Source organism: Aurantimonas sp. A2-1-M11 (genome assembly GCF_036549475.1).
Taxonomy (GTDB): Bacteria; Pseudomonadota; Alphaproteobacteria; order Rhizobiales; family Rhizobiaceae; genus Aurantimonas.
This window is the reverse complement of record NZ_JAZHLI010000084.1, coordinates 1-13217: the sequence shown is the minus strand read 5'-3', so window position 1 is coordinate 13217 and position 13217 is coordinate 1. Positions and strand designations below refer to the sequence as shown.

Below are 13217 nucleotides of genomic sequence, written 5' to 3'. Positions count from 1 at the left end.
AAAAGCCGCTGACCCACCTTGCGGCCGCGCTCGATCAATTTGCAGCCCAAGCAAATGCCGCTGATGCCACCCTCAAAACCGATGCGCGAAACGAGCGCGTCCGCACATGTGCCAGCGGTGCACTTGCATCGGCCGTTCAAGATGTGGCCGCGAGCGCTAGGAGCGAAAACGCGGCCATCGCGGCTGCCAACGCAACGGCGATGGCGCCCATACCCGGTTGCCCAACGCTTTACGGGGAATTTCGCACTGCATTTAAAGACTTGCCGCCATCGGGTCAGGCTCGTTTCGTCCAGACTGCCAATGTGCAGATGACGAGTGCCGTTTTGCAGGCAGGCAGGGAAGCGTACCCTGATCTCCCTGCCGCTCTTTGGGACGCCTTGGTCGAGCGCCACCTCCTTGTGGGGCATATATACCGAAGCGGGTTGCAGGCGGCCTACCAGCGCCGTCCTACGCTCGACGATCCCGTAGCAGCTGGACCGGACGAAGCGGCTGCGCTCGAAGCGGCTCGCGCGGCTCTTGATCTTCACAAAGCACGTCGGGATAAAGTTGCCGCGTCCAGGCATCTTATTCAGAGCGTTTGTGCCGCAGTCGCGATGGCGGCTGGCCTCCAGTCCCCTGAGCAAGGGTTCGACCTACTGATGGGCGGGAAAAAATGACCCGGCGTGGCCCGCAGCTTCCCAACACGGTTGCGCTGCCTACGCGGGAGGTGGTGACGAGCGCAGAGCTTGGAACGGCGCTCGGAGCATCGAAGCAGTTGCTCACCAACTGGCGACGCCTCTACGGCTTCCCAAGCTGCGAGCGCGTCGGATGGGCGTCGCATACACGCACTGCCGATCTCGCGGCATGGCTCCATTCTCGCGGCGTCCCCGTCCAATGGGTGTAGCGATGGACGGACGGGACGCCTCAGGGCGCTTCACACCGGGAAACGGAGGCCGGCCCGTAGGGGCTCGTGGTAAAGCTCCCCGCCAATTGCTGACGCAACTCCGCGCCATGGGGCCTGTCGCTATCGAAAGGCTCTCGCAGGCTGTTCATGCAGGCGAGCGTTGGGCTGTCGAGTGCGTTCTGGCGCACGCTCTCCCTCCCCAGCGAACGATTGAATTCGACGCCGTGACGGCTGCGGACATTCGGGAGGCGCTCGCGTCGGGTGACCTGTCCGCGAGCGAGGCGAGCAATATAGCCACAGCGCTTGCAAAGCTCCATGAACTCGAAAGTGCCGAAAAATCGAAGCAAGCTCGGAATATCGTAATCGACTACGAAATCTATGAAAACGACGGCGAGGACATAGCGGCAGATAAATACAGATTGTTATTGGATGGCGGTCGATGACCAAGATTTTCTTTTCAAATTTCCCTAAACCCTTAATTTTTATGTTTAGCGATGATGGGTTTATCCTCTATGTCTGCGCAAAACGCTTTCAGAAGAAATTTGGGCGGATGAGAGTTTACGCAAAGCCGGTTGAGCGCATTGCGCAGCTAGAATTCACGAACGGTTTGCAACCCGAACCGTTTGTAACGACTGATACCAACGGCATAAGGATTAGCGGTCGGGCTTTGATGCAGATGGTGATCTTCCATGCCACGACACGCGAGGACCGCACTTTTCGGTCTGACGATCTCCGCATTTTCTTTCACGGGAACCACCTGAATGCCGCCGAGCGGTTCATGGAGTACGTTGCAGAGCCATTGTTGCGGCGTGTGCCGTCGAAAGCGCTCCTATACGGAGCATCGCAGCGAGATTCTGTGGCGTGGGAAAGGGCCGCTAGAGAGCAATTCTGGCATAAAGTCGGGGCGCGAATGGAAGGTGTTCACGGCTAAAGTGTCGGTTCGATGCGATTGTCCGCCTTCGGATTTTCGATGCGATTGTCCGCCTTCGGAATATTGACCAGACTTCTCGACAGTGGCTGACCCGCGATCTGTGCAAGATGACGTTCGATCAGCGTCAGATAGGCGATCACGCCGCAAGATACGGCTGCAATGACGAAGCCTCCAATGGCTCCGACCAAAGCGCCTGCCGCCGATTGCCCAGCAAGACCATATCCTGCCACCGCTCCAACTAGGACGATGACCAAAGCTACCAGTCCGTTGATAGCAGACAATGTTGATGCGAGAGCACGATTCACTGGTTTTCCTCCGGTTCGGCATGGAAGCTACCCCATCGCCTTGGCACGACAAAGCGCAGGTTTCCCGTCACTAGCCGTCACGAACGGTCAGTCAGGTCAGCGCCAACTGGTGAGTAGAATTCTCGCAATGCCTAGGAAATATAGGATTCTAAGGGTTGCGTGGCGGAGAGGAAGGGATTCGAACCCTCGATACGGTCTCCCGTATACTCCCTTAGCAGGGGAGCGCCTTCGACCACTCGGCCACCTCTCCGGGGACGGGAATTGCCTGTTCTCATAGGGTTAGTCAACCCACCATGTGACGCGAGGTTTCGGCCCGTACCGTGAACAGACGCCATTTTCAGCCTCGTTTCCGCAAGAAATCCGCAGAGTCTCTTCCCGTTTCGTTCTTGAACCGCCAGCCGCGCTTCCAGGCGTCGGCGCCAAGCTCCGGCGTGCCGAGCTTCACGTAGCGCTGCCACTCGTTCGACTGCCATCCGCCTTCGTCCTTGAGGCGAACCACGTCGTGCGTCTGGGCATGAAACCACGTCGCCCAGGAGTGCCGGGCAGTGTGCGGGGTGAACAGGTGCTCGTCCATCTCGAGCCGCTTGCAGGCGGCACCCCAGAACCGGAGCGGATTGCCGCTGTTCTCCCGCTGCGCATAGGGGCGCCCGTCATACCGCAGGAAGAGCGGGCCAGGGTCCCCGAGGTTGGGAATGGCCGACAGCGCCGCGACAACGCGGGGGATCAGCGTCACGGTCCGCTGCAGTCCATTCTTCGGGTCGCGCAGGATCGCATAGCGATGCTCGAGCGAAATGTCGTTCCGGCCGTCGATCGCCAGCGCTTCCGAGACACGGACGCCTTGGCCGAACAGGAAGGTGACGAGGGCAGGGGTCCATGGGTTTGGCCACCGCCCGCGCATGACTGTCTCGACCATCGCGTTCGCCTGCTTCGGCAGGAAGAAGTAGGTGCGCTTGGCGCTGTCCTCGGGACGCTTCACGAATGGGTTCTGCCCATTGGAGCGCAGCACGGCGAGGACGGGAGCGTAGAACTGGCGGCGGCGGGTTGCTGTCGCTGCGGACGGGTAGGCGCGCAAGGCGGCGTCGTCTATCTCCGCCTGCCCGATATCGTCGATCCGAAGGCGGCCCAGATGGGCGACCGGCTTCGCGAGGAACCGGGCTTCGCCTCCCTTCAGTTCGTAGAGCCTCGCCGCCTCGCTGAACGAGATAGCGGGTTCGCGACCGGAGCCGTTTTGCTCGCGGATTTTCCTTTCGATGCCGATGCGGATGCCGTCAGCTTCGATTTTGTCGCGCGTCCTCGCTGAGCGCGCTCCGCGGGATCAACGTCACCCGCGCCACGCTCGCGACCGAATATGACACGGAGACCTCGATCTGATGTCGACATATGGCGTCCAGCCCACCGGCTTCGTCCGCAAGAACCTCGCGACCACCCTGGCCGAGCTCGAACAGCAGATGGTGACCGAATTCGCGCCCGGCGTGATCCAGACGCCGCAGAGCCCGTTTGGCCAGTTGAATGGACTCATGGCGGACATCATCACCGAGCTCTGGGAACTGGCGCAGGACGTGTACCAGTCCTACGACCCCGATCAGGCCGAAGGGTCGCGGCTCGATATCCTCGGCCGGATCCGACTCATTCGCCGGAACGAGACCGAGAGCGACAGCAACCTGCGGCAGTTGATCACCAACGACGCGACCGCGCGCATCAATCTCGCGGATCTGTTCCGAGCGGTGAAAAACGTCCCCGGCGTGACCTTCGCGAGGGTATTCGTCAACGAGACGCCCGAGATCGATGATCTAGGTCTGACGCCCAACACCGTGGCCGTCGCAGCGCTCGGCGGGGATGACGATGACATTGCCGAAGCGATCAATCAGTTCGTGATCCCTGGCGTTTCGACTTATGGGAACACCGAGCTTTCGTTCGACGACGATGGTTTCTGCCGCGCGCTGCGTATGGTTCGACCGATCGAGGTCGAGACCGTCGTGACGGTGCGGGTGCGCGTCTCTGCAGACCGGAACGGCTGCCCGCCGCCTTCCAGCAACGCCATCCGCGAAGCATTGTACACATTCCTGACGGGCATCGACACTCGTCCAGCCAATGGGCAGGCCATTACCCCGCATTTCGTGCGGACTTTCCTTGAGGGCTTGTTCTCCAACGTCGAAGTTCTGAGCATCAGCGGGGTCAAGGACGGGGAGCCATCCACCGAGGGCGTCGGTATCCCGTACAGCTTCTTTGAAATCGCCCAGGTGACGAGCGTGGTGGTCGAGGTCGCCTGATGGAAGACTTCGAAAGGGTTGAGCCGCGCATTGACAAGGTTCTGACGCAGTACCGCGAGAGCCCGAAGCTCCTCCATCTGATCCGCACCTACCTCCGGCAGGTGGAGATGGTGCAGCAGGCGATCTACACGCTGCCGGATTACTTCGACATCGATACCGCGGTCGGCGACCAGCTAACTCTGATCGGCAAGCGGATGGGGTTCCCGCGCGACCACTGCGTCTGCGACGTTCAGCCCGTCTTCGGTTTCGACTGCCCCGACGGGAACGACTTCAACCAACCAGTCCTCGGTTTTTGCTCCGGGGTCACATGGGAGAGTTGCGTCGACTTCGGCATATCCACCGTCTTCATCGACGACGACGAGATCTACCGGCGGTTCCTGAAAGTGCGCCGGTTCCAGATGTTGGCGCTGTTCGACCGCGCATCGCTGACCCAGGCCCTGAAAATCTTCTGGGGCGACGCCGCCAAGATCATGGATGCCGGTCGGGGGCGCGTGATCGTGACCCCGGGTCGCGATCTCACGGACGTCGAGCTCGGTCTCATCCAAGTCTATCCCCGCCTCATGCCGATCGGTCTCGGCATCGCCCTCCGCTTCCATTTCGGATCGATCCGAGCTTTCGGCTTTGGCGAGGGATGGGGCGGCTTCTGCGAAGGCGAGGGTGGTGAGGGGACGATCCTCCTGACCGAAAACGACCAGCCGATCGAGACTGAAGAAGATGTCCCGATCGAGACCGACAGCCTCGGAATTGGCGCGGACTGGATGTGCGAAATCGATGTACGTCCCTATGACTGTTAGGATTGCGACCCATGGCGAAATTTGACACGCCGTTCTCCTCCTCGGCCGACCGTCGATATCCGACGAGCGACGAGCGACAGAACGGGTTTCCTTGTGGCCCGGCTGACCAGCGATTGTTCAACGGCCTGTTCTACAGGCTTGAGTCCGAAATCGGGGAAGTCATCGACCACGCCGGCATCATCCAGACCGACGACCGATTCACTCAGCTTCGTGAGGCGATCGTCGCTCTAATCGAGGCGGCGACCGGCGGCGGCGATCCCGAGAACTATCTGCTGGTAAGCCAGGCACGGGCAAGGCTTCCGGTCTTCCCGGAGGTGCAGAATGTGGACGGCAAGATCGTCGTCACCGCGCCGGCGACAGGTACGGTTCGGGTGCCTGGAGGCGTGACGTTCCTCCATCGGGGCATCTTCCCCGTGACGACGGTCCAGGAGGATTTCGCGACAGTCTCCAGCAAGACCTATCACCTGCGCTGGAACCCGACGGATGGATTCTCGCTGAACGACGTGAGCGACACGGACTACAACCCATCACTCTATGTCGAGGCGAACCCGCTTCTGGACAGCACGTATGACGACATGCTGGTGGCCCGGATCATCACCAATTCGTCCAATATCGCGACGATCACGAACCTGGTGAACAAGTCCCGGATCCTGACCGAGATCGCCAACGAAGGAAATATGACGACCAGCTCGGCGGCGAACCTAGCTTCCCGGGTCGCGCAGTTGTCTTGGAACCTCGCTCGTACCCCCGTGATGAGCGTCTACCCCACGTCAATCGGAACGTCGGGTACAGCGGCCGGCGGCCAGTTCGCAGCCAATCAGGTACACGACCACGACTTTCAGATCACCCGCAACTCCTTAAACCGTTACGGGGCCTCCCTGACGTTGGGACGAGACTACGCAACGTCTTTTGACATTCTTGCGACGGTGACGGCATGACCCGGATCAGCGCGCTTCCGACCACATCGTTTCCCAGCCTGGAGCATGAGTTCCCGACATCCAAGGAGGGGGAAAGCGTCAAGCTTACCCTCGATCAGGTGAGGACGCTTCTTGCCTATCAGGCATCCGAAATTGAGAGGGGGGCCAGTGATGTCGCAACCGATTTATCGGCTCTGGAGAACGGCAAGGCCGATGTCTCCTACGTGGATGAGGCAGACAACGCCAAGTTGGATCTGAACGGAGACAATGTCGGCGCGAATGCTGCCGCTCTGCGACTTGCTCTTGGCGCTGTCGGCAACCTTCACAAGGTCACGCACATCACCACGTCTGGCACTCATACGTATGATACCGCGACGAAGGCCGCGGAAATTGTAGTGATCGGTGCAGGCGCTTCGGGTGGGGCGGGGGCTACTACCGGCACAGATCAAGCTGCATCGGCGTCTGGAGGAAATGCGGGGGGGCGCGCAATTCGGTTAAAGGAACTTGGCGCGGTCACGTCAGCTATAATTGTGATTGGAGCTGGTGGGGCGGCGGCCACGTCTAACAGTGGCGTGTCGAAAAACGGCAACAACGGCGGTGACTCATCCTACAGCGACGGGGTGCATACTCTAACAGGCAACGGGGGTGTGGCGGGGGTCGGATCAGGCGGTGTCAATACGATTGGTTCTGCCCCTGGCCCAATCGCCTCGGGATCTTCTGGCGGAACACTTAACATCTCTAGTCATCCGACATCGGCAGGGATCGCAATCGGATCGACCGCCGGCGCTGGCATAATGATGGCAGTCTCATCCGATGGGGGGGTATCTCCGTACGGGTCAGCCGGACGTGGCGGTGTTGCGCGAGGCGCCACCAGCAGCGCCGCGTTTGGAGAAGACGCATCCGGTTACGGTGCGGGCGGCGGCGGCGGAAGCCGGATTGGCAGCGCGACGGGCGGGTGTTCGTCAGGCGCTGGCGCTCCCGGCCTAGTCATCATTCGGGAGTATCGCTGATGCGTAGCGCGATCATCGAAGACGGCGCGGTCGTCAACGTCATCATGGGTAAGATCGAGGGCAGCATCCCTTGCGGCGAGGACGTCGGCATCGGCTGGAGCCACGATGGCCAGACGTTCGCAGCGCCACCGGTGATCGAGCCCGAGCCGCAGCCGGCCTTGCCGAAACGCTACAGCAAGAAGGCGCTTTTCGAGGCGATGACTGACGAGGAGTATGAAACATTTGAACTCGTTGAAGCGCAGCAGACAAACAGGGATCGCCGAATCTTTCGGGAAGCCTCGGAGCTCAACGAGGCAGACCAGGGGTTCTACCAGGTCCAGCACCTGCTCTCAGGCACATATGGCGAAGCTCGCGCCTCAGAGTTGTTGAAATCCGCCGAATTCTGAACCGTGACCGTTACTGCCTCATCGCGAGCAGTTGAACACCGGAGAGCCCCGCGCACATCGTCAACTTTTGGACGGGGTCGGGGCGCTCGGAAGACTGGGGAGAATGCTGTCCGGGCCGAAACTCAAAGAGGCTTCATTGCCTCAAAAAGGCGTCGGGCGGTGTATTTTGGTAGCAGCGCGAGGTCCTCAGATGGATGCATAAAGCCGAGGGCGACGTCCAAAATCGCGAGAAGCATGAGGTATCGAGGGTCGAACGCCGAGAGAGCAGATCGCCACTCAACCCGGTCCCGCAAGCGAAGGTACGAATTGAAATACTCGATTTGGGGCAGATTGTTTCTGAATCCCCATGAAATCCCGGTCGGTCTTGGCTGACGCTGCAGGCTTAGATGGTAGCCGTGCAGCGGGCGAAAGGTATCATCTGAGGAGGGCAGGGAACCCCCTTGAGCCGCCACCTGCCAATACAAAATCTCTTCGTCGCTTAGATTTAGCTTGTCATCGCTCAGTATACAAAGCGGATATCGGTCGGCGGTTTTCGTGAAATGCAGACCTGACATTCGTTCCTTGCCCGGACGGACTATATTGCTGTATGGGAGATTAGTCCTTTGCATGTTGCGGAGATGAATGCTTGCTATCTCCTCAAGGATTAAAATATCTATGTCACCAACGTAGGTGTAATCAGAGATAACGGACGGCGTTTCGAGAAATCTGATGTGATTAGCTGGATATCTTGAGAAATCGGCTTCTCGTAAGTGAAATCTATCATCAAACATATCGTGGAGTATCTCGACTGACTTCTCATTGTCAGCGCGAAATTCGCAGACGCTTTCCAGGCAGATTTCGACTGTTGTATTCTCGTTGTGAAGCAGCGTGCTGGTAATGTAGGGAGCCACGAAAGGCTCATACAGCTTATTAGCTGCCGTAAATACGGTTAAACTATTCATTTTTACCCTAATTGTGCAATAATATCCATTTCTAATGGATAGCAAATGGGAAAGTTTCCAAGAGGCGATCGCGTGTTGGAATTGCGCTAGGCTGCCACGCGCTTGCGATCAATTCCCGCCAGTCCAGTTCGTTTAGGCTTGGGCAGCCCGAGAGGTCCAGTCTCACGTCAGTCAGATAGGAGCCTAGGGATTGGGCATGATCGTGAAATTTAAAGTCGCCCCCGGTTAATCGATCCCCTAGTTTGACGGACAAGCATGGCTTTCCTGAAGCGTGCGAGAAGATGCTCCCGTGAAGACCGGTCGATACGATCGCTTTGCACCTGGCGAAATCCTCGATGAAGCTCTGGAGAGATTCGTAGTTTCGGACTTTAAACACGCCCGGATATGCGTGGTCGAATACTTCCTTGTCGGCGTTATGAACCACAAAGCCGATATCGATATCGGGTTCGATTTGCTGCTCCGGGAGAAAATCGGAAATGAACAGTCCCGGATCCCCCACAACGCGGGGATTCACGCCATGCTTTCGGATCAGCTGTTCGCGAGTTCTGGGACCTCTAACCCCGAGATAGACCGATTTGGTCGAGACCGGCTTCTCGCGATAGAGCAAGGGTTGAATGCATCCGGAGCCCCACACAAGACCTCGGTCCCTGGCGTGATCAACTATCGACCCAACTGTCATCACGACGGGTCTGTCTTTCTCCACCCAGACCCCCACTGGATGTACGTCGCGTCCCGTCAGGCGTTTGATCAGATGGAAGCCGAAATGGTCTCCCACATTACCGTAATTCCCATCACGTCCGATCCGCTCCGACGGTTGTTGCGTGGAGATAAACAAAGGTATTGTGTCGGCATCGGTGTAGGCGCCCGCAACGCTCTGTAACTCTTGGCCCCTAAGCGTGAGTGCTTTCACCGAGTCTATCGTGAAGCGGTCAACGGCTGCATCGAAATTAAAATCCGCCCAAGTCGAGCTAACCTCAGGAGTTCGAAAGCCGAATTCACTAAAGCGTTCAGTCATAAACTCGATCGGCGTTCGACATAGCGCGGCGAGTGCCAGATCTCGGATGCTACTCTTATCGGTTATCCTCACCGAATGAGCATTTGACACTTGTGCCACAAGGCGGCGCCCCTCATCTCGATCTGAGACGCCCTCCGCAAATATCTCCGTAGACGGAGTTGCGGCAAGTTCGCGTCGATCGGCGAGGATGGATGCCATACGGACGACCTCTAGAGGCCAAACGTGGCTCGGCACTGCCTGATAGTTGACGCACGAGCATTCTTCGGCAGCCCAACGGTTCCAGAAGTCTAGTTCACCGGCCATTTCTACCATCGTATCCCCGCCAGCTTTCCACCCGCACGCGGGATCGCGTTCTCTGTGGCAAGCCTGCCGGCATGGCGGGCTCAGTCGTCCAAGAAGGTGGGAGCCTTCAACTCTAGCGCGTCGCAGAGGAAAATTGGGTGGCGGGCCCTCACTCGGCAGTGGTGAGTTCTCGCCAAGCCGCTGGCCAGAGTTGGAAGAGTTCCCCGTCGATCTGTGTCTCTCCGTTTGTCCAATAGCCGTGGTCGGCATCATACCAGCCGATGAGCCACTCTGGATGACCTTCGTCGAGTATCTCGATCTTGGTGCCGTCGCGCGGTGCGCCTTCCATGGGGTCCCTTGAGTAGAACCATGGGGGTCGAAGGAAGGTAGGCCCTTCCAGCACGTTCCGAACTATTGCCATGCGCCCGAATCTCCAAGCCTGGTCACATAGGTCGCACTCCATCCACCGGTAATCAACCCGGCGCCCGCGAGGCGCCTTTTTCATGTGCCCGCCCGGCAATCGCTTGGCGGGCCTTTTCTCGTCTGGAGATCGCCATGACCGTTCCCGCATCCTGGATGCCGAACGCATCCATGCAGCGAATAGTGTGCCACTGGTCAGCGGGGGCGCATGACGCCTCATGGCTCGACCGGAAGCACTACCACTTCATCATCGAAGGCGACGGCAACCTCGTCCGTGGTGACCGCTCCGTGTCCGACAATGCAGCGCCGATCCGCGGTGCTTATGCCGCGCATACGCGCAACTGCAACACGGGCTCGATCGGTGTCTCGATGGCATGCATGGCGGGCGCCGTCGAGCGGCCGTTCGATGCTGGCCGATACCCGATGACCCGGCCGCAGTGGGATGCATTCGTCGCGACCGTTGCCGATCTCTGCCAGCGGTACGGCATCAAGGTTACGCCAAAGACGGTCCTGTCGCACGCCGAGGTGCAATCGAACCTCGGGATCGCCCAGCGCGGAAAGTGGGATTTCACCCGCCTCCCGCCGTTCCCCGATCTCGTCGGCGCGAAGGTCTGCGGCGATTTCATGCGGGCATCGGTGCAGCAGATCCTGGCAGGCGAGGGCCCGAAGCCGAAGCCGGTCGAGGAGCCCGTCGAGGCAGATCAGGGTGAGCCGGAGGCGATGGAACTCCGCGGCGTCGTCACGGCCGGTTGGCTCAACTTCCGGCGCTCCCCCATGGGCGACATCATTGGCGGTCTGCCTCGCGGCACCGCCATTGCCGTCATCGACCGTGACGAGGGCTGGTATCAGGCCCGGTCGCCGGGCGGTTATCTCGGCTGGGTTTCCGGCCGCTACGTCGACATCGTCTGAACTCCCGAAAGGAACACCGGCCATGAAGCCGATTGCACTGGTGGCCTGTGCCGCCACTCTCTCCGCATGCACGACGGTGAATCCGCAGATCCCGGTTCCGGTGTCCGCGCAGCTCGCCCGGATCTGCCAGTTCGAGCCGCTGGCGCACACCGCCTTCGTCGTCTTGTCGCAGCAGGCTGCGCTGTTGCCGCAGCTGATCGGCGCCGAGTGGAACGCGCATCTCGTCGTCACCCGCATTTGCGCCGATCCGCCCACCGATACCGCGACGGCCCTGGCTGCCGCGTCCGCCGCTTATGCCGACGTGCTGGCGGCACAGTCCCTCGCACAGCAGGAGATCTGATCCATGGACAACGCCATCGACATCACGCTCGCCGTCATCCTGCCGCTGCTCGCCACGGTGCTGACCACGATTGCCATCCCGGCAGCCATCGCCTGGCTGAAGGCGAACAACGTCATCAAGGACGAGGCCCGGGCGAAGCTCCTGCAGTCGGCACTGGAGAACGCGGCGCTGACGGCCATTGCCCGGGCAGGGGGATCGCGGACCATGCCTGCGGTCACGTCAGACGCAACGGGTGCGGCGATCGCCTACGTGAAGTCGTCGGTGCCCGACACCGTCAAGCGTCTCGGTCTGTCGGACAGCAAGATCGCTGATCTCGTCGTCCCGCATCTGCAGCGGCAGATCGACAAGGTGAAGCCGTGAGCGTCTGGCGCTGGACGCTTTGCCTGGTCGCGGTGTTCCTCGCCTTCCTCGCAATTCTGGAACTGGCGATACCGGGAGCAATCCTGTGATCTTCATCTCCATCAGCCGGAAGAACCACAGCCGGGTGCCGGAATGGTTCTCGGCATGGCTGCTGCTCGGGTTCGGGCTGACGCTGCTCCATCCCAGTCGAACATTCGACAGCCTCGGCTATCGCGCCTTTGACCGGGCGCTCGGTGAGACAGGGACCGGCCTTGTGGCCTTCACCCTCGGCGCCGTCTGGTTGCTGGGGCTCTGGTACAACGGCCGGAAGGAGACGCTGACCTCGACCGTGCGCGCCGGCTGCGCCTTCATGGGCGTCATCGTCTACGCCATGCTGACCACCGGCTTCGGGATCTCGTTCATCCTGACCGGGCTCCNCGCTGACCTCGACCGTGCGCGCCGGCTGCGCCTTCATGGGCGTCATCGTCTACGCCATGCTGACCACCGGCTTCGGGATCTCGTTCATCCTGACCGGGCTCCTGTCGACCGGCCTCTGGGCCTACTTCATGCTGTCGATGCTCGCCCTCTACAGCCTCACCCGGATTCTTCACGACAAGGGGGCCTGTGGCAATGGCGGCACCTACGGACCCTGATTTCCTCAATCAGTTTGGGGTCTACATCGGCGGGTTTCTCGCCGCCGTCATCACCGGGATCGTCGCCAGGCTGAGCCTGAAAAGAGGCAAGGCAGCAAGCGAGACAGAGACCTACACCCAGGTGGCCGGGGCGCTGGTCGATAGTTCGTCGGTTCGGGATCTGGCCGCGTCGATCGAGGCGATCAACCTGACGCTTCTGACGATCCACCGGGACAGCGAAACCGTCGGCAAGGCGCGGGTGGAAACTCTCAAGGCCATGGTCGCCGCGGTCGAGGCCCTATCGGCCAACGTCAACCGCACCAACGTCCTCACCGAGCGGGAGGAGGAGGACCGGGAGCGACGGGAGCGTGAGAAGACCGAACGCGAGCGGGACGCCTACAAGCACCGCACGGAGGAACTGGAGGCCGAGCTGCGCAACCGTGGCAAGGAGCAGCGTTCCTAGCCTTCACCCATCATCGACCTATCCGGCCCGGCTGCCCTTGGTGGGTGGCCGGGCCTTTTCTGCTTTCACTATCTGAGGTCGAGGACGCCAAGCGCGCAGCGCGCGGCTGGTCTATCCCGTTTTCGTCGAGGGGCTGTCTGACAGTCTTCACAGGATATCAGGCAACGGCCCCGTCGCAGGTCCTGTAGCCCCGGGCAGTCTCGCCGCTATTTGGCCGTACGAGACAGACACATAGGACCCCGAAGGGCATCTAAACGGAGTATTCGGGATGGTTATCAGATCCGCGGTTATCGCGCTTGTCGCATCGACCCTAGTCGTTTCGGCGGGTTGTAGCCGCACCCAGCGCACGGTGGCCGGCGCCGGCATCGGCGGCGTCTCGG

The 13217-nt window shown here is 60.3% G+C and carries 19 protein-coding genes and 1 tRNA gene; 14 read left to right on the top strand and 6 right to left on the bottom strand.

What is annotated here, in order from left to right; all coding sequences use genetic code 11:
• From VQ042_RS22430 to VQ042_RS22420, 3 genes are all read left to right on the top strand, one after another.
• Positions 1–656 (top strand): hypothetical protein (locus tag VQ042_RS22430; RefSeq protein WP_331822521.1); only part of this gene is annotated, 656 nt, incomplete at its 5' end.
• 313 nt (positions 657–969) lie between these two features.
• Positions 970–1326, top strand: a complete 357-nt coding sequence (locus tag VQ042_RS22425) for a hypothetical protein (protein ID WP_331822520.1) — start codon at positions 970–972, stop codon at positions 1324–1326.
• A complete protein-coding gene (locus tag VQ042_RS22420; protein ID WP_331822519.1) occupies positions 1323–1814 on the top strand; it encodes a hypothetical protein in 492 nt (163 codons plus the stop codon). Before VQ042_RS22425 ends, VQ042_RS22420 begins: the two co-directional genes overlap by 4 nt.
• Here the strand turns inward: VQ042_RS22420 and VQ042_RS22415 are convergent.
• The 3 genes from VQ042_RS22415 to VQ042_RS22405 all read right to left on the bottom strand — a co-directional run bounded on the left by VQ042_RS22415 (position 1811) and on the right by VQ042_RS22405 (position 3191).
• Positions 1811–2119 (bottom strand): hypothetical protein, encoded by a 309-nt coding sequence (locus VQ042_RS22415; RefSeq protein WP_331822518.1) that lies wholly within the window; start codon positions 2117–2119, stop codon positions 1811–1813. The genes VQ042_RS22420 and VQ042_RS22415 overlap by 4 nt on opposite strands.
• 160 nt (positions 2120–2279) lie before the next feature.
• Positions 2280–2369 (bottom strand) — tRNA-Ser (locus VQ042_RS22410).
• Positions 2370–2456: 87 nt separating this feature from the next.
• Positions 2457–3191, bottom strand: a complete 735-nt coding sequence (locus VQ042_RS22405; protein ID WP_331822517.1) for a tyrosine-type recombinase/integrase — start codon at positions 3189–3191, stop codon at positions 2457–2459.
• A gap of 54 nt (positions 3192–3245) precedes the next feature.
• Between VQ042_RS22405 and VQ042_RS22400 the strand changes: the two genes are divergently transcribed.
• The 6 genes from VQ042_RS22400 (at position 3246) to VQ042_RS22380 (ending at position 7496) form a co-directional block, all read left to right on the top strand.
• The gene (locus VQ042_RS22400) at positions 3246–3419 is read left to right on the top strand and encodes a hypothetical protein (protein ID WP_331822516.1); all 174 of its coding nucleotides are present in this window, start codon (positions 3246–3248) and stop codon (positions 3417–3419) included.
• 70 nt (positions 3420–3489) lie between these two features.
• Positions 3490–4389: a hypothetical protein gene (locus VQ042_RS22395; RefSeq protein WP_331822515.1), complete on the top strand. Its 900-nt coding sequence runs from the start codon at positions 3490–3492 to the stop codon at positions 4387–4389.
• Positions 4389–5183, top strand: coding sequence for a DUF2612 domain-containing protein (locus VQ042_RS22390; RefSeq protein WP_331822514.1), 795 nt, complete (start codon positions 4389–4391; stop codon positions 5181–5183). The genes VQ042_RS22395 and VQ042_RS22390 overlap by 1 nt, the downstream gene beginning before the upstream one ends.
• A gap of 11 nt (positions 5184–5194) precedes the next feature.
• Positions 5195–6121, top strand: coding sequence for a hypothetical protein (locus VQ042_RS22385; RefSeq protein ID WP_331822512.1), 927 nt, complete (start codon positions 5195–5197; stop codon positions 6119–6121).
• Entirely contained in the window at positions 6118–7110 is a 993-nt protein-coding gene (locus VQ042_RS26135; RefSeq protein ID WP_442880177.1) for a glycine-rich domain-containing protein, read from the top strand. The genes VQ042_RS22385 and VQ042_RS26135 overlap by 4 nt, the downstream gene beginning before the upstream one ends.
• On the top strand, positions 7110–7496 hold the full coding sequence (locus tag VQ042_RS22380) for a hypothetical protein (RefSeq protein WP_331822511.1): 387 nt from the start codon (positions 7110–7112) through the stop codon (positions 7494–7496). The genes VQ042_RS26135 and VQ042_RS22380 overlap by 1 nt, the downstream gene beginning before the upstream one ends.
• Before the next feature lie 122 nt (positions 7497–7618).
• Here the strand turns inward: VQ042_RS22380 and VQ042_RS22375 are convergent, their stop codons facing one another.
• The 3 genes from VQ042_RS22375 to VQ042_RS22365 form a co-directional block, all read right to left on the bottom strand.
• Positions 7619–8386, bottom strand: coding sequence for a hypothetical protein (locus tag VQ042_RS22375; protein WP_331822510.1), 768 nt, complete (start codon positions 8384–8386; stop codon positions 7619–7621).
• 82 nt (positions 8387–8468) lie between these two features.
• Positions 8469–9650 (bottom strand): polysaccharide pyruvyl transferase family protein, encoded by a 1182-nt coding sequence (locus VQ042_RS22370; protein ID WP_331822509.1) that lies wholly within the window; start codon positions 9648–9650, stop codon positions 8469–8471.
• A 253-nt stretch (positions 9651–9903) separates the two neighbouring features.
• Positions 9904–10083, bottom strand: coding sequence for a hypothetical protein (locus VQ042_RS22365; protein ID WP_331822508.1), 180 nt, complete (start codon positions 10081–10083; stop codon positions 9904–9906).
• A 206-nt stretch (positions 10084–10289) separates the two neighbouring features.
• Here VQ042_RS22365 and VQ042_RS22360 point away from each other — a divergent pair, with 206 nt between their 5' ends.
• The 5 genes from VQ042_RS22360 (at position 10290) to VQ042_RS22340 (ending at position 12837) form a co-directional block, all read left to right on the top strand.
• A complete protein-coding gene (locus VQ042_RS22360; RefSeq protein WP_331822507.1) occupies positions 10290–11063 on the top strand; it encodes an N-acetylmuramoyl-L-alanine amidase in 774 nt (257 codons plus the stop codon).
• Positions 11064–11085: 22 nt separating this feature from the next.
• Entirely contained in the window at positions 11086–11403 is a 318-nt protein-coding gene (locus tag VQ042_RS22355) for a hypothetical protein (RefSeq protein WP_331822506.1), read from the top strand.
• 3 nt (positions 11404–11406) lie between these two features.
• The gene (locus VQ042_RS22350; protein WP_331822505.1) at positions 11407–11763 is read left to right on the top strand and encodes a hypothetical protein; all 357 of its coding nucleotides are present in this window, start codon (positions 11407–11409) and stop codon (positions 11761–11763) included.
• 431 nt (positions 11764–12194) lie between these two features.
• Entirely contained in the window at positions 12195–12395 is a 201-nt protein-coding gene (locus VQ042_RS22345) for a hypothetical protein (RefSeq protein ID WP_331822504.1), read from the top strand.
• Positions 12373–12837 (top strand): hypothetical protein, encoded by a 465-nt coding sequence (locus VQ042_RS22340; RefSeq protein ID WP_331822503.1) that lies wholly within the window; start codon positions 12373–12375, stop codon positions 12835–12837. Before VQ042_RS22345 ends, VQ042_RS22340 begins: the two co-directional genes overlap by 23 nt.
• The last annotated feature ends 380 nt before the right edge of the window (positions 12838–13217 follow it).